This window comes from Nocardia sp. 852002-51101_SCH5132738, from assembly GCF_001665695.1.
GTDB classification, from domain to species: domain Bacteria; phylum Actinomycetota; class Actinomycetes; order Mycobacteriales; family Mycobacteriaceae; genus Nocardia; species Nocardia nova.
Window position 1 is genome coordinate 75978 of record NZ_LZML01000189.1, and the last position, 22847, is coordinate 98824.

Below are 22847 nucleotides of genomic sequence, written 5' to 3' on the forward strand. Positions count from 1 at the left end.
ACACGCTAGCGGGAGCAGGGAACCGTGCGGATCGATACCGGCGGGTAACCGGAATCGCGCGTCACATCCGGCGGACGGATCTCAGAGGTCGCGCTGCGAGATGATGCCGTTCTGGATGGCCAGCGCCGCCAGCCGCACCCGCTTCTGATTCTGCGGCAGATCCTCGACGCCGAACTTCGAAAACAGCGCGCGCAGATGGGTTTTGATCGCATCCACGCTCAGATACAACTCGTCGGCGATCTGCTGATTGGAGGCGGGCGTGGCGAATTCGGTATTGCCGCGGTACGGGCGGCACAGCGCGATCAGAACCGCGCGCTGCGTATCGGTGAGTGAACGGGGACTCGGCACCGAGCCGACGGAAGTCCGGGTCGCGTCGTCGACCGTACCGGTGTAATCGTGAAACGACAGCATCGAGGTCCCGACCCGGATGCGGTCGCCGGCCTCCAGCCGGCGGCGGCCGGCCAGCCGCTCGCCGTTGACGAAGGTGCCGTTGCGCGAGAGTCCGTCGTCGACGATCGTCCAGTGCGCGCCGAGGTATTCCACTGCCGCATGCAGTCGCGACACCTCGGCGTCCCAGCCCAGGGACAGATCTGCCTGCGGCGAACGCCCGATGGTGATGCGCTGATGATCCGGCGTCAGCGTCAGTTCGTGGCGGCGGCCGGTGTCGTCGATGAACCGGAGAAACGATTCGTGAATATTCGTCACCGCGTTGCTACCCCCACCCTCGTACCGCCAGTGACGTGGTCTGCATAGGCCCCATGGTGCCGCGCCGACGCGGCGACGAGCAAGATCACCACGCCGGGACCGTCCGGGTACGGCCGCACCGAAATACCGCGACCGCACGGAAATACCGCCGAGGCATCGAAATGCCGCTGCCGCCCGGACGTCGCACGATTCCTCCGGGCGGCAGCGGCACAGACGCAGCCGGGTCTTTTCGACCGCACTAGTTGTTGCGGCCGACTTCCTTGTGGTAGCTCTCCACGACATCGGCGGAGATGCGACCGCGCGCGGAAACCTTGTGGCCCTTACGCCGCGCCCACTCCCGAATTGCCGCACTCTGTTCGCGATCCATGGAAACTCGGCCCTTCGGCGCACCGGTGGTCGCACCGACCGGCTTGCTGCGCCGGCGACCGCTCACCCGGCGGGCATTGGCAACCCACACGTCCAGCCCGTCCCGCAGCTTCGCCGCATTCGCCGCCGACAGGTCGATCTCGTACGAAACACCGTCGATCGCGAACTCGATGGTCTCGTCCGCAATGGACTCACCATCGACATCGTCGATCAGGCTAACGGTGACCTTCTTTGCCATGAGATGAACGTCCTCTCGAAATCGTGCGACCCGGATACCAGGCCGATGCCCGAGTCGAGAATACCTCTAGATACGAAATTTCCAAGACGGGGAATCGGCATTCAAACCCGGTACTCAGCGACCGGACGGACGCACAATTGGGAACAGTATGGTTTCCCGGATTCCGAGTCCGGTCAGTGCCATCAGCAACCGATCGATTCCCATACCGGTACCGGTTGTCGGCGGCATACCGTGTTCCATGGCGGCGAGGAAGTCCTCGTCCAGCCGCATGGCCTCCTCGTCACCGGCGGCGGCGAGTCTGGCCTGGTCGACAAAACGTTCCCGCTGTACGACCGGATCCACGAGTTCCGAATAGCCCGTAGCCAACTCGAATCCGCGGACATACAGATCCCACTTCTCCGTGACGCCCGGCTTACTGCGATGCTGGCGCGTCAAGGGTGAGGTCTCCACCGGGAAGTCCCGCACGAAAGTGGGCGCATAGAGCTTGTCGCCATAGCTGTGTTCCCACAGTTCCTCGACAAGTTTGCCGTGGCCGTAACCCTTGTCCGGAGGAATTTCCAGACCGACCCGATCGGCTAGCGCGAGCAATTCCGGAACAGTAGTTTCCGGCGTTACCTCGACCCCCAGCGAATCGGATAGCGAGGGATACATCTCGATGGTGTTCCACTCACCACTCAGGTCGTATTCCGTACCGTCGGCGAGTGTGACGACCTGAGTGCCGAAGACCTCTTGTGCGACTTCCTGGATCAATTCCCGCATCATCCGCGCGGAATCGTCGTAGGTGCCGTAGGCCTCATAAGTTTCCAACATCGCGAACTCGGGCGAATGCGTCGAGTCGGCGCCCTCGTTACGGAAGTTGCGATTGACCTCGAAGACCTTCTCGATCCCGCCCACCACGCAGCGCTTCAGGAACAACTCCGGCGCGATGCGCAGATACAGATCCATATCCAGCGCATTGGAATGGGTGACGAACGGACGCGCCGCCGCACCTCCGTGCAAAGTCTGCAGCATCGGCGTCTCTACCTCGAGGAAACCCCTGCGCTCCAACGCATTTCGCAGTGCGCGCACGGCCGCCACCCGGGTGCGGGCCATCTCCCGCGCCTCCGGGCGCACGATGAGGTCGACATAGCGCTGGCGGACCCGCGACTCCTCGCTCATCTCCTTGTGCGCCACCGGCAGCGGACGCAGCGATTTGGCCGCCATCGACCACGAATCGGCCATCACGCTCAATTCGCCGGTGCGGGAGGAAATCACTTCGCCGTGCACGAAGACGAAATCGCCCAGATCGACATCGGCCTTCCACGCCGCCAGCGCATCGGCGCCGACACCGTTCAGGCTGATCATCGCCTGCAGCTTGGTGCCGTCCCCCTCCTGCAGCGTGGCGAAGCAGAGCTTGCCGGTATTGCGCATGAAGATGACCCGGCCGGCCACGCCGGCCTGCACGCCGGTGCTGGTGTCGGGCTCGAGGTCGGGATAGGCGGCGCGGATCTCGGCGAGGGTGTGGGTCCGCGGCACCACCACCGGATACGGCTCTACGCCCGCGTCGAGCAGCCGCTCACGCTTCTCCCGGCGGATCCGCATCTGCTCGGGAACGTCGACTTCCGCTGCGGCAGGATGCGATTGCCCCGCAGGAACCCGGCCCGCGGAGCCACCGGACGAAGGGCTTTTCGGGGTGCTCACAGCGAACCACCCTATCGTGCGCCGGAAATCGTTCTGCGCGCGCCCGACCCCCGCTCACCCGGGCTATTACAGCGAGACGAGTGCGGTGATCTCACCGGCCAGATGCGGTGCGCCGGCGGCCACCGACAGCAGCCCCGCGGCCTTTACCGCCTGGTAGCCACCGACCAGATCGGTGGCCCGGTGCAGACCCAGCTGCTGCAGTGTGGCTGCCGCCAAACTGGAGGTGTAACCCTCCGAGCAGACGATCACCCATTCGCGATCGTGATCGGTGGCCAGGGCGAGCCGTGCGGGGCTGGTGGGGTCCAGCCGCCACTCCAGCACATTGCGCTCGATCACCAGGGCGCCCGGCAGGGTGCCCTCCTTGACCCGCTGGGCCTGCGGACGGATGTCGACCAGCAGGGCGCCGCGCGCGATCGCCTCCGGCAATTCGAACGCGTACATGCGCGTCAATCGCGCACGCGCCGCCTCCAGCATGTCGTTGATGGTGAGATGCGGGTACGTCATTTCACATCGCCTTCGGGCTGGTCGGTGAGCAAGGTCCGGGTACGTCGCAGCGTCCCGTGGCCGGTCACCTCGTAATACGACATGGCGGACAGAGGTGGTGAATACGCGTGCACCGAGAGCGTCGGATTCGACGGCTCGGGCACACCCGCGAACTGATCCGGGGCACGCACCACGTCGTGCACCCAGCCGAGCGGGAACGAGGCCTGATCACCGGCGGTGAGAGTGCGCTGGCGCAATTCCTTGCCGTTCCAGCGGAATTCCGAGAGCGCACCGCTCAGCACGGTGAGCGCGCCGAGCGAGCCGGCGTGGTCGTGCAATTCCGTCGACCGGTCCGGCACCCAGCTGATCAGCCAGACATCGACCTCGTCGTCGGCGAGAAGCCGGACGGCCCAACGGTTTTCGGTGGGCCACACGCCACCGGACGGCAGCAGGTGGTCGAAGCGGCCCGCCATGACGTCCTCGGCGCCCTCGTCGGTCAGCCGCAGCAGATCCGCCGGGCGCAGCCGGGTCGGCAATGCGGACGACACCGAGCGATCGGTGATCTCGGCGGTGAGGCGGTTGGCCGGACGAGCGGGCGGCAACTGCCCCGTCCGACGCCGCGCGACATCACCGCTCGCGGCGGAGGTAACAGCAGAGGTGAGGACAGAGGAACGCATGAGCGAAGCTCCAGGAGTAGTGGACGGCCGAGGGCGGATACGCAGCCTCGACAATCAGCCGAGGCGAATCAGCCTCGACAACACTCCTGGGTGCTCACGCGGAAAGTCACGAGCCGAAGTCTAGCAGGGTGACCAGCGCGTGCAAGGCGGTGTGTTTCACCCCATAGCGCGCCGGTCACGGGCGGCGGCGCTGCTGGTTGCGCTCGTAGACCAGACGGAGGCCGTCCAGGGTCAGATGCGGCTCGTGGTGGTCGATGGTCTCGGATTCGGGGACGATCAGCGGTGCGGTCGGGCCCGTCGCCACCACCGACACATCGTCACCGGCGAAGGCGTCGAGTTCGTCGCGAATCCGGTCGATCAAACCGTCCACCAGGCCCGCGAAGCCGAACACCGCGCCGGACTGCATGCACTCCATGCTGTTCTTACCCACCACCGAACGCGGGCGGGTCAGTTCCGCGCGCCGCAGCGCACTCCGGGCCACCAGCGCCTCGGTGGAGATCTCCACGCCGGGGGCGATCGTCCCGCCGAGGAACTCGCCCTTCGCCGACACCAGGTCGACACAGATGGCAGTGCCGAAATCGACCACGATCGCCGGCGACTCGAAACGATGATATGCCGCAAGGCAGTTCACGATCCGGTCCGCGCCGACCTCTTTCGGATTGTCGACCAGCAGCGGGATTCCGGTGCGCACACCGGGTTCCACCAGCACGTGCGGCACGTGCGACCAGTAGCGACCCAACATGGTGCGCAACTCCCGCAGCACCGGCGGCACCGTCGACAAGGCCGACACCCCGACCACCTGGTCCAGCCGCTCGCCCACCAAACCCCGCACCTGCATGGCGAATTCGTCGGCGGTCAGCAGCGGATTGGTGTGCACGCGCCAGGTGTGCACCAGCTCCGCATGCGCACCACTGCCCGAGAACAGGCCGATCTCGATACTGGTGTTGCGGACGTCGATCGTCAGCAGCATCCTCGCCCCGCTGCCCGCGGCTCAGGCGAAGGTCAGCGAGCGCGGCGAGGTCAACCCCGAACCCTCCGGGGCGTGCGCCGGGTCCGAACCCAGCTCCACCGGACGGTTGCGGTCGTCGACGAACACCACCCGCGGCTGGTACTCGCGCAGCTCGGCCTCGTCCATCATGCCGTAGGCGATCAGGATGACGAGATCACCCGGATTCACCAGATGCGCTGCTGCGCCGTTGATTCCGATCACGCCCGAACCGCGCTCACCGGCGATCACATAGGTTTCCAGCCGGGCGCCGTTGTCGATGTCGACGATGCAGACCTGCTCACCCTCGAGCAGATCGGCGGCGTCCATCAGATCCGGGTCCACGGTCACCGAACCCACATAGTGCAGATCGGCGTGAGTCACCGTGGCACGGTGGATCTTCGACTTCATCATGGTGCGCAACATCGTGGTCGCCTTTCCTATGCGTCGGCCTGGGCAGGCTGGAAATCGGGGACAGCGTTGTGGCCGTCGGCGGGTGCGACGGGTCCGGAGGCGGCAGCCTGCGTAACCACGGAGGGCCCCGCGGACGCCGCATCGGACACCGCGGGAGGGACGGAAACGGGCACGTTGTCGATCAGGCGGGTGGCGCCGATGCGGGCGGCCACCAGCAGGCGAGCGTTCCCGCTGCTCGGAATGGGACCCAGATCCGAACCACGCAACTCCAGGTAGTCGACGTCGACACCGGTCGCACCGTCGAGCACCGAACGAGCCGCGGCCAGAACCGCGTCGGGCCCGCGCCCCGCCGCATGCCGGCCCGCGGCCAGCGCGGCGGACAGCGTGATCGCCAACTCGCGCTGCTGTTCGTCCAGGTAGCGGTTGCGCGAGGACAGCGCCAGGCCGTCGGACTCGCGCACCGTGGGCACCGCGACGATATCGACGTCGAAGTTCAGATCCCGGACCATCTGCCGGATCAAGGTCAGCTGCTGATAGTCCTTCTCGCCGAAGAACGCCTCGTGCGGACGCACGATCTGCAGCAGTTTCGCCACCACCGTCAGCATCCCGGCGAAATGGGTCGGGCGGCTGGCGCCCTCCAATTCGGCGCCGAGCGGTCCCGGATGGACCGAGGTGCGCGGGCCGTCCGGATACATCTGGGCGACGCTCGGCGCGAACACCAGCGCCACGCCCTCCTCGCGCAGCAGCGCCACATCGCTGTCGAGGGTGCGCGGGTACTTGTCGAAGTCCTCGTTCTCACCGAATTGCAGCGGGTTGACGAAGATCGACACCACCACAACCTGATTCGTGCGCTTGGCGCGGCGCACCAACTCCAGATGGCCCTCGTGCAAAGCACCCATCGTCGGCACCAGCGCGACCGTGCGACCGACCCCGCGCAGTGCGGAGGTCACCGCCGAAACACCGGCCGGCTCGTGGACGACCGTGAGCTCGCCCGGGCGATACAGCTTGCGCAGCTGCTCCGGGGTCAGCTTCTTCGCTCCCGAATTCGACATCAGTATCCCTCCAGCAGGCCGATCAGATCCGGATTCGTGCGGGCCAGCTGCGCCGTGCGCAGCGACATCGCGCGATAGCCGGCCGCCAGTTCCGGATCGGCAGCGGCCAGTGCCTCCAGGTGCGTCGAGACGGCGAGGGCGTCACCCCGCGCCACCGGACCGGTCAGCGCAGGCAGGCCGCGCCGCAGCGCGTTGTCCAGCGCCGCCGAGACCAGCGGCGCCAACATCCGCTCCGCCAATCCGTTGGGCTGGTCGTCGACCACCTGCTGCCCCAGCAGGCCCGGACCCTCCAGCGCCGCCCGCAACGCCGCGACCGCATCGACGATCAGGGTGACCAGATGATTACTGCCGTGCGCGAGAGCCGCGTGGTACAGCGCGCGATTCTCCTCCGGGACCCGCACCGGCTCGCCGCCCATCTCGATCACCAGCGACTGCGCGATGGCATAGCCGATCTCGTCGGCCGCGGTGATGCCGAAACAGGCATTCGCCAGGCGGGCGGTGTCCTCGTCGTGGCCGGTGAAGGTCATCGCCGGATGGATCGCCAGCGGGCGGACATCGGTCAGCGGGGACAGGACGGCCACACCGTTGGCCCCCGAGGTATGCGCGACGATCGTTCCCGGACGGACCACCCGCGCCGCCGCCAAACCGGCCACCAGACCGGGCAGTTCACTGTCCGGTACGGCCAGGATCAACAGTTCGCTGCGCGCCGCGATCTCCTCGGCCGGCAAGATCTGCGATTCCGGCAACCGCGTGTGCGCCCGATGCCGCGACGCATCGGAAATCGCCGACACCCCGAACACCACGTGCCCGGCCCGCTCCAGCGCGACACCCAGCGCCGAACCCACCCGGCCCGCCGACACGATGCCGACCGTCAGCCGGGCCGGCGCCGGATCACTGCCGGGTACAGCGGACGAGCCCGAGACCGCAGGCGCGGCGGGGCGCGACGAATCGGCCTCGTCGGGCCGCGAAAAATCGGAGGTCACCGTTGTCCTCTCGGAAGGCGTTCCAGTCCCGCATGGCGGGTACCGGACGTTACGAGTCGAGAATAGGTAGTGACCGGGGGCGCTGCCAGAGGACCCGCGCGTGATATTTCCCTCAGTAGATTCGGCCTGCGCTTCGCTCCGGACCTTTGGCCTCCGCTTCGCTTCGGACCTTTGGCCTCCGCTTCGCTTCGGACCTTTGGCTTCCGCTTCGCTTCGGCAGGGGTCTCGGCTGCCGCCCTTACGCGGCCTTGCGGGCGGGTTCGCTGCGGTAGCGGGAGGTGGGGCCGTGGATGCCCAGGAGGCGCCAGGCGACCTTGGCCACGGGGTTCATCAGGCCGCTGGTGGTGGCCAGTGCTCGGACATCGCCGAAGATGTTGCGCATGGTGACCTGGGATTCGGTGCTGCCCCAATAGGCCTCGCGCATCACCTCCGCGGGGATGTCGAACTTCTCCACGAACTCCTTGGGCGGAGTCATGATCATGTCGAGCATGATCCGCATCGCGGTCGGGAAGAGCAGCGACAGCACGAACTTCGTGGCCGGATTCATGCCGGGCACGTTGCGGCGCAGATATTCGTGTGCGAACGAGATGTGGCGCGCCTCTTCCGCCACGTGGATCTGCATCACCCGCTGCACCATCGGATGCAGGTCGGTACCGGCGCGCAGCAGCGACTTCTGCAGGTGGTCGATGGGTTCCTCACCGCCGAGGATCATCGTGAAGAACAGTTCCGGGAAGTACTTCACGGCCGGCCAGATGATCATGGTCAGCTTGCGGTCGACGGTGCCCATGCCGACCACATCCTCGCCGATGCGGTTGATCATCTCCTGGAACATCATCGTGTGGTTGCACTCTTCGGCCGCCTCGTGCGTCACGTAGCGGAATTCCGGATCACCGTTGGGCACCGACACCAGGTACTGCATCAGACCGCGGATCAGCAGTTGCTCGAAGTCCAGGCCGACCTTGGCGATACCGGCCTGGCGCCACATACCCATGGCGATTTTGCGTTCCACCGGCTGCGCCTTGTACCAGGGATGGCGTCCCAGCGGATCCTCGTCCGGCATGATCCAGCGGGTGTCGGTGGGATCGACCGCGAATTCCGGTGAATCCCAATCGATGTCGACGTAGGGGTCGAAGTTCTTGTGCACCGACCCCTCGGACAGACCGCGCAGGATCTCGTGATACTCGGGATCGGCCGACGTGTTCTTTACGGCAGTGGACAGCATCTTCGGTGTCTCCTTCGCAGTACTCTCCTGCGAAAGTTACCGATACTTAGCGTCACATGCAACCTGTTTCACAGGCGTGATCGCGGGCATTACGAGCTGTTCTGCTCCGATCGCAGATTCGCCATGATCTCCGCGACGGTGAGTTTGCGCCCCGGCTGATCCTCGTCGGAATCGGCGTGGCGACGACGGCGGGAACCGGCGGTACCCATGGTCGTCGTGGGCTGGACGGGAGCCAGCCGCGGCACCGAGGAACTCGGGCGCGAGTCGCCGGACTCCGTGGTCGCCGGCTCGGAAGTACCGTTCGCCGACGCGGTGGCGGATTTCGCCGAGCTCGCCGAGGGATCGTCGATCTGCCGGTCGCCGGACGGGGCCGATCCGGACTCCGACGACAGGGGCTCCGACGGCTGAGACTCCGACGGCTGAAACTCCGACGATCCGGACTGCGCTTCCCCACCCTGGCGACCGCCGTTTCCGTCGCCGTTCACCGACGGTCCGGACGAAACCCCCTCCTCATCCAGCGCCTCCGCCGACACCACGGCGGTCTCGGCCGTCACCGGATCGTCGTACGGACTGGCGAAGGCCGGGGGTTCGGGATGATCGGGATCGAAGACCGGCGAGACCACGTGCAGCGGCACGGCAGGTGCGCTCCACGCGTCCCAGGTGTCGGTTTCCTGCGAGCTACCGTTCGCCACGGTCGCGTGGGTGAGCTCCTGCACCCGCACGGCCTCGGCGCGCAGCGCCGGTCGGTCGACCAGTAGGTCGCCGTCGAACAGCCGCTGCAGACTTTCGCGCAACACGGTCAGTTCGCTGCGCAGCGCGGCCAGTTCGGCGGCGTCCGCGCCGACCTCCCGGCGCACCCGCGATTCGACACCGAGTTCGTATTCGCGGCGGGCGGTGATCTCGCGTTCGAGCTGCAACTCGTAGACCTTCTGCAGGTCACGAGCCTTGGCCTGATCGATCGCCGCATCCCGGCGATAGCGGGTCGCCGCCAGCGCGGCCACCGCGGCGGCCCACAGAGCCGCGACCAAACCGACCCGGACCAACTGCACATTGTTGCTGAAAATCAGAAACACACTGGCAATCAGACCGAGCAGAATTAATACGCCGACGACGATTTTTCCCGCGTTGTCCCGCTGTCGCGGGGAAGCACTGCTACGGGAGGGTGAAACCATGTCCGCAAGGGTAGCTCGAATAGCGGATTCCGGCGCGCAGCCGGTCCGGAACTCCACTCGATTGCGTTAGCTATGAGGTAGCCGGTTCGTCTGGTGGCTCATGTGGCGCGCGGCAGCAATACTCCAGCCACAGCGCGGCGGCGACCAGCACCACACCGGCGATCAAACCCACGATGGCGCCGGGGGTGTCCGAGGCGGCCGCGCGGATATCCGACCGCTGCGGCAGCACCCAGATCAAAAAGCCCAGCCACACGCCGGCCGCCAGGGACCCCACCTGCGCCGAAGCCTTCGCCAGCGCCACCGCGCGGGCCGCGGTGATCGGATGCAACTGTTTCGGCCCGTCACCGATGCGGTGATCGCCGACGCGGGCGCGAATCACGAACGCCAGCACCGCTTCCACGGCGGCCACCGGATACAGCGAGGCGGCCGCGATCACCGTGATCGGCGGAAAGCTCGAATAGGCCCACCGAGTCGCCACCCACGCCACCGCGGCGGCGATCACGACATTGGCGAGCAGATCCAGAATTTTGGTCGGCCTCATGACGTTCATGACCAGCCGCCGTTCATCGTTGCGCCGCGGACAGCGACAGGTCGGTGAGCCGGACGCCGTCGATCTCGTCCGGATCGAGCTCGGCGAGCAGTTCCCGAATCGGCCGGGTCCGGCCGAGCACCTCCAGCGTCGCGTCGGGTTCGACTTCGGCCCACGGAATCAGGACGAACGCGCGATTGTGCGCCTGCGGATGCGGCAGTGTCAGTTCCGGGTCCGCACTGGTCACCGGATGCAGCCCCGCGGGGCCACGCTCCGCGCACCAGATCACGTCGACATCCAGAGTCCGTGCGCCCCAGCGGATCTCGCGGACACGCCCGGACCGCCGTTCCAACCGCTGTCCGCGTTCGAGCCAATCGCGCGGGCCCAGCTCCGAATCCTCGACCACCACAACGGCATTGAGGTAGTCCTCCTGCGGCACTCCACCCCACGGAGCGGTCGAGTACACCGACGAGACGGCGACCAGCTGCGGCGTCAGCGCCTCCACCACACTGCGGAGATGGGCGAGCCGATCCCCCAGATTCGACCCGATCGACAGCACCGCACGGCTCATCCTGCCACCTCCGGGGTCGGCGGTAATCCTCGCCGCCTGGTGGCCACCACGCGGACATCGGCGAAGGTGTGCGGAATCGGCGCCGAGGGCTTGTGCACGACCACCTCCGCCGCGGTGACGCGCTCGTCGCGCATCACATCGTCGGCGATCTCGGCGACGACGGTCTCGATGAGATTGCGCGGCGGGCCGGAGACGATCGCGACCGCGCGTTGCGCCAGCTCGCCGTAGTCGACGGTGGCCGACAGCTCATCAGTCGCGGCCGCCTTCGCGAAATCCAGCCACAGGGTGATGTCGACCAGGAATTCCTGGCCGTCGCGGCGCTCGAAATCGAAGCAGCCGTGGTGACCGTAGGCGCGCAGACCGCGCAGCTCGATGCGATCGGTACTCACTCGCTCCCCTGATTGTGTGAACCGGCTTCGGCGGCTCGCCGCCCCGCAGATTCGGCGGCTCGCCGCCCCGCAGATTCAGCGGCTCGCCGCCAGGCATCCGCGACGGCGATGGCGTCGAGCGACGACCGCACATCGTGCACTCGCACGCCCCATGCGCCGTGCTGAGCGGCCAGGGCGGAGATGGTGGCGGTGGCGACCTCACGCCCGTCGGGCGGGCGCGGTCCGGACTCGTCGGCCAGCAGCGAACCCAGGAAACGCTTGCGGGAGGCGCCGACCAGAATCGGCAACCCCTGGGCCGTCAGTTCCGGCAGTGCGCCCAGCAGGGCCCAGTTGTGCTCGGCGTTCTTGGCGAAGCCGAGGCCGGGGTCCAGTACCAGCCGGCTCGGATGCACACCGGCCGCCATAGCCAGATCCACCTGGGACGAGAGTTCGGCCAGCACCTCGCACACGACGTCGTCGTAGTGATCGGCGGGGCCGATGTGGCGATGATCGGCATTCGCCCGCCAGTGCATCAGAATCCACGGGATCTCGGCGGCGGCAACGACTTTCACCATCTCGGCATCCGCGCGACCACCGGATACGTCGTTGACCACGCTCACTCCGGCGTCGATCGCGGCGGCCGCGACACTGGCCCGCATGGTGTCCACACTGGTCGGCACGCCGGCTTCCACCAGACCGCGAATCACCGGGACCACCCGCTGGGCCTCGGTCTCCGGATCGATGCGAACGGCGCCCGGGCGGGTGGACTCACCGCCCACATCGATGATGTCGGCGCCCGCCTGGTACAGCCGCACCCCGTGGGCGACCGCGACAGCCGGATCGAGGTAGCGGCCACCGTCGGAGAAGGAGTCGCTGGTGACGTTCACCACGCCCATCACCACGCACGAGCGCCCGTCCCGGGGAGTGATCAATGCGCTCATGGGCGATCGCTCATTTGCGCAGGATCAGGTCGAGAGCTTCGGCGCGCGAGGACGCGTTGGTCTGCAGCAGGCCGCGGACCGCGGACGTGGTGGTGCTCGCGCCCGGCTTGCGGATGCCGCGCATCGCCATGCACAGATGCTCGGCCTCCACCACCACGATGGCGCCCCGCGGATCCAGCTTCCGCATGACCGCATCGGCGATCTGGCTGGTCAGCCGCTCCTGGACCTGCGGCCGCTTGGCGTACAGGTCGACCAGGCGGGCCAGTTTGGACAGACCGGTGACCCGGCCCTGCGGGCCCGGAATATATCCGACGTGGGCGACCCCGTGGAAGGACACCAGGTGATGTTCGCAGGTCGAGTACATCGGGATGTCGCGCACCAGCACCAATTCCTGATGCCCTTCGTCGAAGGTGGTGTTCAGCACCGAATCAGGTTCCACGTACAGGCCCGCGAACATCTCGCGATAGGCGCGCGCGACCCGGGCGGGAGTATCGATCAGCCCGGGGCGGTCGGGGTCCTCCCCGACCGCGACCAGTAGTTCACGTACCGCGGCCTCGGCCCGCTTCTGGTCGAAGGGCCGACCGGTACCCAGCGCGATCAGGGCCGGTTCCTCCGCAACCACGGCGGCACCCGCGCCCGACGCCGAATCCGACCCGGCGGGAGCGCTGTTGTTGGCCGACATACGAGGACACCTCCACAATCACGTAAATCAACGCGCCGACAGCGCGGTTCGACCGTCGAGCCTAATCGCAGCCGGTCAGCGGTGGCTGTTCGGTCCGTCCCAATCGCCGTGATCCTGAGTGCCGTTCTGCGTCGATCCGTCCTGATCTCCGGGCCATTCGGGCCGGCGATGACCGCCGCCGTAACGCTGCGGCTCGCCATAGCGCTGAGGCTCGCCGTATCCCTGCGAGCCGCCGCCCTGAGGGGCGCCGCCGTACTCCGGCTGCTGCGGCGATCCGCCCGCGGACGGATCCTCCTGCGGCGGCCAGCCCGGAGCCGACCAGCCGGCGGGAGCGCCGTAATCCGGCCGGGAGCCGTGCGTACTCTGCCGCGGATATCCCGGGCCACCCGCGGGCCGCGGGTAGTTCCCGGGCTGCGGGGCGGGATAGCTGTAGCCGGTCGGAGCCGGGGCCGGGTTGCGATGGCCCTCCTGCGGATAACCGTTGGCCGGCACCGGCTGCGGAGCCGGCTGCTGGTTCGGCTTGCGGGTCTCGGCTTCCTCCGGCCACGGCTCACCGCGTTCGGCGGCGAGCTCGCGCGGGGTCTTCACCGGCGGCCGATCCGAGGGCACGCGTTCACCGAAATCGTTGAAGGCGGTGATGCGCGGACGCTTGTCGACGGTGGCGAGCACCTGCTCGAGGTCCTTGCGGTGCAGGGTCTCGCGCTCCAGCAGCGCGGTGGCCAGCGCGTCGAGTTCGTCGCGATATTCGTTGAGGATCGCCCAGGCCTCGGTGTGCGCGGCCTCGATGAGGTTGCGCACCTCCTCGTCGATCTCGCGGGCCACCTCATGCGAATAGTCAGAGCCTGTGCCCATCGTGCGGCCCAGGAACGGGTCGCCCTGTTCCTGCCCGTAGCGCACCGCGCCCAGCCGGGCACTCATGCCGTATTCGGTGACCATGGCACGCGCGATCTTGGTCGCCTGGTCGATATCGGACGAGGCGCCGGTGGTCGGCTCGTGGAAGACCAACTCCTCGGCGGCGCGGCCACCCATCGCCATCACCAGGCGGGCGATCATCTCCGAACGGGTCATCAGGCCCTTGTCGTCCTCGGGCACGGTCATGGCGTGCCCGCCGGTGCGACCGCGGGCCAGGATGGTGACCTTGTAGACGGGCTCGATATCCGGCATCGCCCACGCGGCCAGGGTGTGACCACCCTCGTGGTAGGCGGTGATCTTCTTCTCGTGCTCGCTGATGATCCGGCTCTTGCGCCGCGGGCCGCCGATTACGCGGTCGACCGATTCCTCCAGCGCCGGTCCGGTGATGACGTTGCCGTGCTCACGGGCGGTGAGCAGCGCCGCCTCGTTGATCACGTTGGCCAGATCCGCACCCGACATGCCGACGGTGCGCTTGGCGAGGCCGTCCAGATCGGCATCGGGGGCGATCGGCTTGCCCTGCGAATGCACCCGCAGGATCGCGCGCCGACCGGCGAGGTCGGGATTGCCGACCGGGATCTGGCGGTCGAAGCGGCCCGGGCGCAGCAGCGCCGGGTCCAGGATGTCCGGGCGGTTGGTGGCCGCGATGATGATCACACCGGTGCGGTCGCCGAAACCGTCCATCTCGACCAGCAACTGGTTCAGCGTCTGCTCGCGCTCGTCGTGCCCACCGCCGAGGCCGGCGCCGCGCTGGCGGCCGACCGCGTCGATCTCGTCGACGAAGATGATGCAGGGGCTGTTCTGCTTGGCCTGGTCGAACAGGTCACGCACGCGGGAGGCGCCGACGCCGACGAACATCTCGACGAAGTCGGAACCGGAGATGGTGAAGAACGGCACCCCGGCCTCACCCGCGACCGCGCGGGCCAGCAGCGTCTTACCGGTTCCGGGCGGGCCGTAGAGCAGCACGCCCTTGGGGATCTTGGCGCCCAGCGCCTGGTAGCGAGCCGGATTCTGCAGGAAGTCCTTGATCTCGTACAGCTCTTCGACGGCCTCGTCGGCACCGGCCACATCGGCGAATGTGGTCTTGGGCATATCCTTCGACAGCTGTTTGGCCTTGGATTTACCGAAGCCCATCATGCCGCCGCGACCACCGCCCTGCATCCGGGCCATCACGAAGACGAACAGACCCAGCAGAATCACCATCGGCAGCACGAACAGCAGCACCTGGGTGAACCAGCTGTCCTGTTTGACCGCGGTGTTGAACGGCGCTCCGGACTGCTGCACGTCGCGCAGGATCTGCGCGGAGACCTCGCTGCCGCCGGGGTACTTGGCCATGATCTGGGTCTGGCCGCCGGTGGCGTCGTTGCCCTGTTTCAGGGTGATGCGCAGCTGCTGTTCTTTGTCATCGATCTGGACCTGCTTGACGTTCTGCTTGTCGGCAAGCTGGGTGAGCGCCACCGAGGTATCGACGTTCTTCCAGCCGCGCGTGTCGTTGCTGAAGTAGCTGACCAGATAGATCACGAGCAGGATGCCCGCGACTATGGCCAGGTTGCGAAACACTGTCTTGCGGTTCATAGAGCGTCGGCCGGCGGGCCAGTCCTTTCCGGTGTTTCCGGTGTATGCCTACTATGCGTCGGGCGGGGCCGTATCCATACCGGCACCGACCGGGTCGGGCAGAACGGATGCGGACAAGCCACGTTACCGCGTACGGTCTACTCGATACATCGCGCAGTTCGGCAGCTGATGCAGTTCAACAGGTAAACGGTCGGAGAACGCTGGTGGTTCCCGGCCTATCGGGCGATCACCTCACGGTGTCCGTCCAAGTGGTCCCAATCATGGCATGCACGACCTATTGTGAGCGACAACACAGGACGAACGCAGGGGGTATGGACATAGTCGAGCTACGGACACCCACAGCGATACTGCGCCACGGCGGCGGGCGACTCCAGGTTCTGCGGCCGGGCACCGATGGCGAGCGGGTGCTCGACGTACCGGTGTCGGACCTGCTCAAGGTCCGGCTGAACCGGCGCGCCGACGACGCCGTCGTGATCGAGATCTATCTGCGTTATCCGAGTCCGGTCCTCACCGGCGTCCCGGCCGACCGCACCCCGCTCCCGGTGCTGATCGCCGAACACGACGTACCGGCCGCGACCGTGATCGTGGAGCGGATCAACTCCCAGATCCTGTCCACCCAGCGCATCGATATGTCGGCCCCCGATCTGGTGCCTCCCGCGCCGGTCTGGGGTAAGACCGGGCCGACCCGGGCCGACGTGGACCGCGCGGTCCGGCGGATGGCGCCGCGGCGCGAGACCCGCGCGGCCGCCGGAGCGCTGCACACGATGGTCACACCCGAGGAATTCATGTTGGAGACGGCGATGGTCACCGCGGTCCCGCCGGCCGGACGGGGGCGCGGGCTGATGGCCGTCACCACCGACCGGGTGCTGCTGCTCTCGATCGGATCCACTCCCCGCTACGCGCACGAGATGCCGGTTTCCGCGCTGATCTCGGCCGAGGTCGGCAAGGGTTCGGGCGACGAGCCGGGTGGTGATTACGGCATCGACCTCACCGACGGCAACCGAACGCTGAGTTTTCTGGGGACCGACCGGGCCGATACCGATCGGATCGTCGGCGCGGTGAATTTCGCGATTCAGCGCGAGTCCGCCGACGGCGCCGTAGCGCCGCCGGACCCCGGTGTGGCACAGCTGTATTCGGAGTGGGAACTGCTGGTCGAGCGTCATTCACTGGCGATGGTCGACGATGCGCAGTTCCAGCGCTACGGCCGCGGGATCCTGCGCTCGCTCCCCGACTGAGACGCGCTACTCCCCTTGGAGTGCGATGCGCCGCCACGGACTGGTCGGCCGCATCCATAGTCGGACCAGTTCGAGCCGCCGATCGGTGCCGCCGGACTTGAGTTCGGCCAGATCCTCGCAGGCCTGCCAGTAGGTCCAGCCGGTGAGATAGGCGTCGCCGAACTGCCGCCAATTGCGGTAGCGCTTCTGCGCCGGCGGCAGGGCGCGCATCACATAATCCCAGGCGGTATCGGCCTCGAGGTAGCCGGCGGTGAAGGCCATTCGTGCCACCGCCACCACCCGGGCGAGGTCCCAGGCCTGGATATCGGCCGGCAGCGGTTGCACCAGATGGCCGGTCAGATCGAGTTTGATCGCCTGGGACCAGATGTCGTAGTCGCGAACCAGCGCCTCCGGATTGTCCATTCCCCGGAACGCCCCGACCTGCCGCAGGAACGCGCGATGCCGATCGGCGCGTTCACCGAAGCGGTCGCGTTCGGGCGAGTTGAGGGCCGCGTTGACCAGCGGATGGACCAATGCGTACAGGGGCGCGTGCATCCCTTCGAGCAACTGTTCCATCGACGCCATCGCCTCGGTCCCGTCGGTGATTCCCCAGGCTCCGGTCAGGGTGTCGATGGCCAGTTCGCGGCGGTCGCCGAGCGGATGTTCCCGCTCGGGCCCGAGCAACAGCGCGTCGTGGAACGCGTCCCAGCGGGCGGAATAGAACGCCCCCAGGGACAGCGCGCGCAATTCGTCGTCGGAAACCTGAGCGCCGGACCAGTGGTCGTCCTCGCGCTCGTCCAGTTCCGGGTAGGGGAATGTGGTCAGGGTCGGCATGTCGCGGGCAGCCATGGTTCCGATTGTGTCGTATCGGCGATGCGGGAGTTCGATTATCTCCCGATGCCGTGTCGACTGTGACCCGCACGATTCGCCGCGTTCACCGATCGGGGCGCTCTAGAGGCGGATTTCGAGGCTTCTGGACGCTTCGTCGCAGTCCGATACACACATTTTTCACATTTGCCGTTTCATCGGGCGCCGCAAGCCCCTACCTAGGGCTACTCTCGGCGCCATGAGCAACATCACCGTGCTGCGCGGGCTCGAACCCCGTGCCACCGAGCAGGAAATCTTTGCTGCCGCACAGGAATACGTGCGGAAGGTGGGTGGCCTGACCGGTCTGTCGTATGTCACGAAGCCGGCCTTCGACAAGGCGGTGGCCGCGGTGGCGGCGGCAACGACGACGTTGCTGGCGGAACTGCCCGACCATCCGGTGACCGCGGCGGCGGAACCGCCGTTGCGCGCGACCGGAGACCGGGTCTGAGCGCTCACACCCCGTAGACCGCGACGCATTCCAGCGCGAGCTCGAGTCGCAGCCCGCATTCCTCGATGCGGCGCCCGAGCGTTTCCTCGATGCGCTGAACGCGGTAGCGGACCGTGTTCTTGTGCACACCCAGGCGCGCCGCCGCGCCCTCCGGGCTGCGGTGGCAGCGCAGATAGGCGAGCAGCGTCTCGCGCAGCCGCGCCGAACTCGCATCCGGCGCGGCCAGCGGTCCGAGTTCCCGCCGGATCAGCGCACGCATCGCCGCGACGTCCGCACCGGCCAGATATGCCGGTTCGACCTGCGCGTACGGCAGCACCCGGCCGAGTTCGACGGCCGCGCGCTCGGCCACCTGCCGGGCCGCGATCGCCTCGCGGTGGCTCTGCCGGAACCCCGCCACGCCCGTCCCGGACGACCCCAGCGCGAGGCGCATCGGGGCGGCGACGATATCCGCGGCGACCGCCGCGACCGCCTCGGCATCGGCCGCGATCCACGCCCACAGCGCCGCCGATCCGGCCGGGACGGTGAGGACTCCGACCCCGCCGAGCGCGTTGGCCAGCCGCGTGGCCGTACGTTCCAGCCGCCCGAGTTCGTCGCTGCCGCCCGCCAGCCGGTCGTCACCCGGCGCACGCTCCCCCGCGCGGCCATCGTTTCCTGCGACTGCATTGCCGGGCTGCCCGGTCGGGGCATCCTCGCCGTCGCCCGCGCCGGGGGCGTCGATCCAGCCGGCGAACCCGTCCGCCGCGGCAGAGAGCAACGCAGCGGCCCCGCGCGCGGCGGGATCGGTCCACAGCACGATCGCGACCTGGCGTTGCGCGAGGCGGAAACCCAGCCGCGCCGAGGCGTAGTCCGCGTCGACATCCTCTCCCGACAACAAGGTGCGCACGATTTCGGTGCGCTGGTTGAGCGCAGCGCGCAGACCGCGCTCCCGCTCCTGCATATAGGTGTCGGTCAACGCCTCGACGGAGGTGTTGACCCAGCGGGTGGAGCGCTCGAACAGCCGGATCAGCGCCGAGCGTTCGAACTGCTCGGGCAGTCGGCGCTCGTCGATCACCTCGGTCATGTAATCGTTCGCGGCCTCCTGGCCGGCGTGGTAGACCCGCAGCAGCAGCCGCAGGTCGTAGCCACGGCGGGCCAGAGTGCGCGCGAACGCGTGTGCCTGCTCGGGAACCGCGTAGTCCATCGCGTCCTGGGTGAGACCGCTGAGCACCGCCAGGGCATGCGCCCGGGTGCTGGATTCCAGGTCGCGGCGCAGATCACGATCGGTCAGCTCCGGTACGCGGCCGACGATCTGCGCGTCGAGCCGGGCCACCATCTGTTCGAGGGTCTCCCCGCGCAGTGTCTCGGCGACGAAATCGGCCATCCACTGCCGCACCGCCACATCGGACGCAGCTGTCGCCATCACCGATCCCCCTCCGTCACACGATCTCGTTCCGCAGCCGCCGACCACCTGTCACCGGCGGCGAAAAGTTGTGCTCTGGTGCCAAATTCCGCGCGAGTCCTTGACCGCAAAGACCAAGCAGCGCGCGATTCATTGTGACACGATCATAGATCAGTGAAGTGATTCACAATGTCAACCGTTCGCAGCGCAGCGCACGTGGGGAGAGACAGCATCGTGCCGAATACCGAACCGTCACCCGGCGAATCCACGGCCGGGAAGCCGACCGGCGCCGACAAGCCGGCCGCCCGCAAGACCGCAGGCCGCACCGCGGCCAAGAAGACGCCCGCGAAGTCGGCGGCCAAGTCCGCCCCGGCCGCGAAGTCGAGCCCCCCTGCGAAGTCGCGCACCGCGGCCGCCGAGAAATCGGCACCGGCCGCCGCCGAGCAGGCCTCCTCATCCGGGCCGCAGGCGAGGGCGGTCGCGACCGCGGTGGCCACCGAGATCGAGGTACGCAACCCCGCGACCGGCGAGCTGGTGGGCACCGTCCCCGCCGAATCGGCCGACGCGGTGGCCGCCAAGGTGCGCGAACTGCGGCTCTACCAGCCCGAATGGGAGGCCATCGGGCCGGAGGGCCGCAAGGAATGGCTGCTGAAGCTGCAGGACTGGATCATCGATCACACCGATCATCTCGCCGATGTGCTGCAGTCGGAAACCGGCAAGGCCCGCGTCGACGCGCTGATCGATCCGAGCTTCTCGGTCGACCTCACCGGCTATTACGCCCGGCGCGCAGGCAAATTCCTCTCCGACGAACATCCCTCCCCGCACAGCCCGCTGGCCCGGGTCAAGAAGCTGACCACCGCCTACCGGCCCTATCCCGTGGTCGGTGTGATCACGCCGTGGAACTTCCCGCTGGCGATGCCGGTGATCGACGTGATTCCGGCGCTGGCCGCGGGTGCGGCGGTCGTCCTCAAGCCTTCCGAGGTGACTCCGCTGTCCGCACTGGAACTGGCGCGCGGCTGGTCCGAAATCGGTGCGCCGCCGGTGCTGGCCGTGGTGACCGGCGCCGGCGAGACGGGTGCGGCGGTCGTCGACAACGTCGACTACGTGCAGTTCACGGGGTCGACGAAGACCGGTAAGCGGATCGCCGCCGCCTGCGTGGAGCGGCTCATCCCCTACAGCCTGGAACTCGGCGGCAAGGATCCGGCGATCGTGCTGGCCGATGCCGATATCGACCGCGCCGCCTACGGCGTCGCATTCGGCGGCCTGTTCAACGCCGGGCAGGTGTGCATCTCGGTCGAGCGTGTTTACGTCGAGGCGCCGATCTACGACACCTTCGTCGAGAAGCTGGCCGCGCACGTGCGCGAACTGCGGCAGGGCGCCGACGGCCGGGAGCCGAAATACGATGTCGGCGCGCTGGCCAACGACGCGCAGAAATCCATCGTCACCGACCACGTCGAGGATGCGATCGCCAAGGGTGCGCGGGCCGTGACCGGCGGCAAGGCCACCGGTGTGGGCACCTTCTACCAGCCGACCGTGCTGGCCGACGTCGACCACTCGATGAGCTGTATGACCGAGGAGACCTTCGGCCCCACCATCCCGGTGATGAAGGTCGCCGATGAGGCCGAAGCCGTTCGGCTGGCCAACGATTCGATCTACGGCCTGTCCGCGTCGGTGTGGACCGGCGACAAGGCGCGCGGGGAACGCATTGCGCGTCAGCTGAATGCGGGCGCGGTGAATATCAACGACGTCTTCGCCAACATGTTCAGCTTCGCGCTGCCCATGGGCGGCTGGCAGCAGTCCGGTGTGGGCGCGCGCTGGGGCGGCGCCGACGGCGTGCGCAAATACTGCCGCAAACAGGCCATCACCGTGCCGATCCTGCCCACGCAGGAAAAAGAACTCATGTGGTTCCCGTACAACACCACCAAACTCGGATTCGCGCTGGCCGCGATGCGCGCCGCGGGTGCGCGTGGCATGCGCCGGCTGGGTATCAAGGACATGCTCGACACGGTCGGAGGGAAGAAGTGACCGACTTCGGCAAGATCAACGGCAAGGTCGTCGTCATCACGGGCGGTGCCCGCGGTATCGGCCTGGCGACCGCGACGCGGCTGCAGCAACTCGGAGCGAAGATCGCCATCGGCGACGTGGACGAGACGGCCGTCAAACAGTCCGGCACCGACCACGATTTCGACCACTACGGCCGAGTGGACGTGACCGACCAGCAGTCGTTCAGCAGTTTCCTCGACGAGGTGGAACGGGCGCTCGGCCCGATCGATGTGCTGATCAACAATGCCGGCATCATGCCCACCGGCAAGGTGGTCGACGAACCGGATGCGCTGACCCGCCGCATCATCGACATCAATGTCTACGGCGTCATCCTCGGCTCGAAACTGGCGCTGGCCCGGATGCTGCCGCGGCGCAGCGGCCACATCATCAACATCGCCTCCCTCGCCGGGGAGACCCACATCCCCGGCCTGGCGACCTACAACGCCACCAAACACGCGGTCCTGGGCTTCACCGACACGCTGCGGGAGGAGTACCGCGATACCGGCGTGTCGTTCTCCTCGGTGCTGCCGACGCTGACGAACACCGAACTGGGATCGGGTGTTTCGGCGCCGAAGCTGATGCGCCCGGCCGAGCCGGAGGAGATCGCCGAGGCCATCGCGAAACTCCTGGTGGCGCCGAAGTCGAAGGTGCGCGTGACCAGGGTGGCCGGCGCCATCTCGCAGGTGGTCGGGTTGCTGCCGGAATCGGTGGGCGATGCGATCGGGCGTGCCCTGGGCGCGCAGCAGACCTTCCTCGGCGACGTCGATTCGGCGGCCCGCAAGGCGTACGAGGAACGGGTCCGCAGCGGAACCGAATAGCGCGGAGCAAAACGAGCTGTCCGGCCGCGGTGTCCAGTGGGCGCCGCGGCCACCGTGCATTCGACGTCGACGCGGTCGTGGTTTCGCGGCACCATCCGCCACGCCCTGTGATCATCGACGGTGTGCATCGCCGAAAGTGATAACTTGCGCGACAACATCGAAACAGCCCATATCGACCACAACGCGACGGGGGCTTTGACATATGCACAACGAGGGCACCGCACTAGCCGACGCGATATCGAACGCCGTCTCGCGCGCCACCCGGGAGGTAGCAGTGGACGCAGACGAAACCACCGGTACGGAAGCAGCGGTTCCGGCCTCCGGTTCCGAATCCGAAACAGCTGAGCTCCAGCAGGATTCTCCTGCCGACGCCGAGGCGACCGCCCCGGCCGACCCGTCGCGATCGCCCACCGCCGCAGTACCGGCGGAGGACGCAGCCACCGTGAAGGCACAGGCCGCGCCCCCTGAGCACCCCGGCGACACCGGGCAGTCGGCGGACCCGGCCCAGCGGCCCGACGCGCCCGCGC

23 protein-coding genes are annotated in these 22847 nt (G+C 67.6%); 4 read left to right on the forward strand and 19 right to left on the reverse strand.

The annotated features are described in order from the left end of the window. Window positions 1–81: 81 nt before the first annotated feature. The 17 genes from A5789_RS29695 to ftsH form a co-directional block, all read right to left on the reverse strand. On the reverse strand, window positions 82–705 hold the full coding sequence (locus tag A5789_RS29695) for an FHA domain-containing protein (RefSeq protein WP_063010126.1): 624 nt from the start codon (window positions 703–705) through the stop codon (window positions 82–84). 238 nt (window positions 706–943) lie between these two features. Further along, the gene (locus tag A5789_RS29700) at window positions 944–1309 is read right to left on the reverse strand and encodes an Lsr2 family protein (protein ID WP_030517338.1); all 366 of its coding nucleotides are present in this window, start codon (window positions 1307–1309) and stop codon (window positions 944–946) included. A 114-nt stretch (window positions 1310–1423) separates the two neighbouring features. After that, window positions 1424–2890, reverse strand: coding sequence for a lysine--tRNA ligase (gene lysS / locus A5789_RS29705; protein ID WP_063010128.1), 1467 nt, complete (start codon window positions 2888–2890; stop codon window positions 1424–1426). Window positions 2891–3055: 165 nt separating this feature from the next. Then, complete coding sequence (locus A5789_RS29710; protein ID WP_063010130.1) at window positions 3056–3493, reverse strand: rhodanese-like domain-containing protein; 438 nt, start codon at window positions 3491–3493, stop codon at window positions 3056–3058. Continuing rightward, window positions 3490–4149: a cysteine dioxygenase family protein gene (locus A5789_RS29715; protein WP_082941048.1), complete on the reverse strand. Its 660-nt coding sequence runs from the start codon at window positions 4147–4149 to the stop codon at window positions 3490–3492. The genes A5789_RS29710 and A5789_RS29715 overlap by 4 nt, the downstream gene beginning before the upstream one ends. A gap of 175 nt (window positions 4150–4324) precedes the next feature. After that, window positions 4325–5119, reverse strand: a complete 795-nt coding sequence (locus tag A5789_RS29720; RefSeq protein ID WP_036497452.1) for a type III pantothenate kinase — start codon at window positions 5117–5119, stop codon at window positions 4325–4327. Window positions 5120–5140: 21 nt separating this feature from the next. After that, window positions 5141–5560, reverse strand: a complete 420-nt coding sequence (panD, locus tag A5789_RS29725) for an aspartate 1-decarboxylase (protein WP_030517343.1) — start codon at window positions 5558–5560, stop codon at window positions 5141–5143. Window positions 5561–5574: 14 nt separating this feature from the next. Further along, window positions 5575–6600, reverse strand: coding sequence for a pantoate--beta-alanine ligase (gene panC / locus A5789_RS29730; protein WP_082856666.1), 1026 nt, complete (start codon window positions 6598–6600; stop codon window positions 5575–5577). Next, complete coding sequence (locus A5789_RS29735; RefSeq protein WP_063010220.1) at window positions 6600–7475, reverse strand: Rossmann-like and DUF2520 domain-containing protein; 876 nt, start codon at window positions 7473–7475, stop codon at window positions 6600–6602. The genes panC and A5789_RS29735 overlap by 1 nt, the downstream gene beginning before the upstream one ends. Before the next feature lie 346 nt (window positions 7476–7821). Beyond that, window positions 7822–8805: a diiron oxygenase gene (locus tag A5789_RS29740; RefSeq protein WP_030517346.1), complete on the reverse strand. Its 984-nt coding sequence runs from the start codon at window positions 8803–8805 to the stop codon at window positions 7822–7824. A gap of 89 nt (window positions 8806–8894) precedes the next feature. Then, window positions 8895–9977 carry a DUF6779 domain-containing protein gene (locus tag A5789_RS29745; protein ID WP_193615586.1) on the reverse strand — a complete coding sequence of 361 codons (1083 nt, stop codon included), beginning with the start codon at window positions 9975–9977 and terminating at the stop codon, window positions 8895–8897. A gap of 70 nt (window positions 9978–10047) precedes the next feature. Continuing rightward, entirely contained in the window at window positions 10048–10518 is a 471-nt protein-coding gene (locus A5789_RS29750) for a DUF3180 domain-containing protein (RefSeq protein WP_063010222.1), read from the reverse strand. A 22-nt stretch (window positions 10519–10540) separates the two neighbouring features. Continuing rightward, a complete protein-coding gene (gene folK / locus A5789_RS29755; protein ID WP_064903613.1) occupies window positions 10541–11077 on the reverse strand; it encodes a 2-amino-4-hydroxy-6-hydroxymethyldihydropteridine diphosphokinase in 537 nt (178 codons plus the stop codon). Further along, window positions 11074–11466, reverse strand: coding sequence for a dihydroneopterin aldolase (folB, locus tag A5789_RS29760; protein ID WP_063010141.1), 393 nt, complete (start codon window positions 11464–11466; stop codon window positions 11074–11076). The genes folK and folB overlap by 4 nt, the downstream gene beginning before the upstream one ends. Continuing rightward, window positions 11463–12386: a dihydropteroate synthase gene (gene folP, locus A5789_RS29765; protein WP_064903615.1), complete on the reverse strand. Its 924-nt coding sequence runs from the start codon at window positions 12384–12386 to the stop codon at window positions 11463–11465. Before folP ends, folB begins: the two co-directional genes overlap by 4 nt. 10 nt (window positions 12387–12396) lie before the next feature. Then, a complete protein-coding gene (folE, locus tag A5789_RS29770; protein WP_036525602.1) occupies window positions 12397–13068 on the reverse strand; it encodes a GTP cyclohydrolase I FolE in 672 nt (223 codons plus the stop codon). Between the two features lie 75 nt (window positions 13069–13143). Continuing rightward, window positions 13144–15552 carry an ATP-dependent zinc metalloprotease FtsH gene (ftsH, locus tag A5789_RS29775; RefSeq protein ID WP_063010145.1) on the reverse strand — a complete coding sequence of 803 codons (2409 nt, stop codon included), beginning with the start codon at window positions 15550–15552 and terminating at the stop codon, window positions 13144–13146. A gap of 311 nt (window positions 15553–15863) precedes the next feature. Between ftsH and A5789_RS29780 the strand changes: the two genes are divergently transcribed. Next, entirely contained in the window at window positions 15864–16787 is a 924-nt protein-coding gene (locus A5789_RS29780; RefSeq protein ID WP_063010147.1) for a hypothetical protein, read from the forward strand. A 6-nt stretch (window positions 16788–16793) separates the two neighbouring features. Here A5789_RS29780 and A5789_RS29785 read toward each other — a convergent pair whose 3' ends face one another. Next, window positions 16794–17615, reverse strand: a complete 822-nt coding sequence (locus tag A5789_RS29785) for a DUF1266 domain-containing protein (protein ID WP_227463118.1) — start codon at window positions 17613–17615, stop codon at window positions 16794–16796. 217 nt (window positions 17616–17832) lie between these two features. Between A5789_RS29785 and A5789_RS29790 the strand changes: the two genes are divergently transcribed. After that, window positions 17833–18081 (forward strand): DUF2277 domain-containing protein, encoded by a 249-nt coding sequence (locus A5789_RS29790; RefSeq protein WP_030517356.1) that lies wholly within the window; start codon window positions 17833–17835, stop codon window positions 18079–18081. 4 nt (window positions 18082–18085) lie between these two features. On the opposite strand, the gene A5789_RS29795 is transcribed toward A5789_RS29790, so the two are convergent. Then, window positions 18086–19480 (reverse strand): CdaR family transcriptional regulator, encoded by a 1395-nt coding sequence (locus A5789_RS29795; RefSeq protein WP_064903617.1) that lies wholly within the window; start codon window positions 19478–19480, stop codon window positions 18086–18088. Window positions 19481–19948: 468 nt separating this feature from the next. Here A5789_RS29795 and A5789_RS29805 point away from each other — a divergent pair, with 468 nt between their 5' ends. Continuing rightward, the gene (locus A5789_RS29805; RefSeq protein ID WP_227463121.1) at window positions 19949–21484 is read left to right on the forward strand and encodes an aldehyde dehydrogenase family protein; all 1536 of its coding nucleotides are present in this window, start codon (window positions 19949–19951) and stop codon (window positions 21482–21484) included. After that, window positions 21481–22320: an SDR family oxidoreductase gene (locus A5789_RS29810; protein WP_063010153.1), complete on the forward strand. Its 840-nt coding sequence runs from the start codon at window positions 21481–21483 to the stop codon at window positions 22318–22320. Before A5789_RS29805 ends, A5789_RS29810 begins: the two co-directional genes overlap by 4 nt. Window positions 22321–22847 lie beyond the last annotated feature (527 nt).

Bases quoted from the DNA above. Each gene is read 5' to 3' on its own strand.
- A5789_RS29795 (WP_064903617.1), bottom strand. From the start codon at position 19,480: ATGGCGACAGCTGCGTCCGATGTGGCGGTGCGGCAGTGGATGGCCGAT.
- A5789_RS29710 (WP_063010130.1), bottom strand. From the start codon at position 3,493: ATGACGTACCCGCATCTCACCATCAACGACATGCTGGAGGCGGCGCGT.
- A5789_RS29750 (WP_063010222.1), bottom strand. From the start codon at position 10,518: ATGAGGCCGACCAAAATTCTGGATCTGCTCGCCAATGTCGTGATCGCC.
- ftsH (WP_063010145.1), bottom strand. From the start codon at position 15,552: ATGAACCGCAAGACAGTGTTTCGCAACCTGGCCATAGTCGCGGGCATC.
- A5789_RS29700 (WP_030517338.1), bottom strand. From the start codon at position 1,309: ATGGCAAAGAAGGTCACCGTTAGCCTGATCGACGATGTCGATGGTGAG.
- A5789_RS29720 (WP_036497452.1), bottom strand. From the start codon at position 5,119: ATGCTGCTGACGATCGACGTCCGCAACACCAGTATCGAGATCGGCCTG.
- folE (WP_036525602.1), bottom strand. From the start codon at position 13,068: ATGTCGGCCAACAACAGCGCTCCCGCCGGGTCGGATTCGGCGTCGGGC.
- A5789_RS29790 (WP_030517356.1), top strand. From the start codon at position 17,833: ATGAGCAACATCACCGTGCTGCGCGGGCTCGAACCCCGTGCCACCGAG.
- A5789_RS29740 (WP_030517346.1), bottom strand. From the start codon at position 8,805: ATGCTGTCCACTGCCGTAAAGAACACGTCGGCCGATCCCGAGTATCAC.
- A5789_RS29785 (WP_227463118.1), bottom strand. From the start codon at position 17,615: ATGGCTGCCCGCGACATGCCGACCCTGACCACATTCCCCTACCCGGAA.
- folP (WP_064903615.1), bottom strand. From the start codon at position 12,386: ATGAGCGCATTGATCACTCCCCGGGACGGGCGCTCGTGCGTGGTGATG.
- panC (WP_082856666.1), bottom strand. From the start codon at position 6,600: ATGTCGAATTCGGGAGCGAAGAAGCTGACCCCGGAGCAGCTGCGCAAG.
- A5789_RS29780 (WP_063010147.1), top strand. From the start codon at position 15,864: ATGGACATAGTCGAGCTACGGACACCCACAGCGATACTGCGCCACGGC.
- folK (WP_064903613.1), bottom strand. From the start codon at position 11,077: ATGAGCCGTGCGGTGCTGTCGATCGGGTCGAATCTGGGGGATCGGCTC.
- A5789_RS29715 (WP_082941048.1), bottom strand. From the start codon at position 4,149: ATGCGTTCCTCTGTCCTCACCTCTGCTGTTACCTCCGCCGCGAGCGGT.
- A5789_RS29745 (WP_193615586.1), bottom strand. From the start codon at position 9,977: ATGGTTTCACCCTCCCGTAGCAGTGCTTCCCCGCGACAGCGGGACAAC.
- panD (WP_030517343.1), bottom strand. From the start codon at position 5,560: ATGTTGCGCACCATGATGAAGTCGAAGATCCACCGTGCCACGGTGACT.
- lysS (WP_063010128.1), bottom strand. From the start codon at position 2,890: ATGCGGATCCGCCGGGAGAAGCGTGAGCGGCTGCTCGACGCGGGCGTA.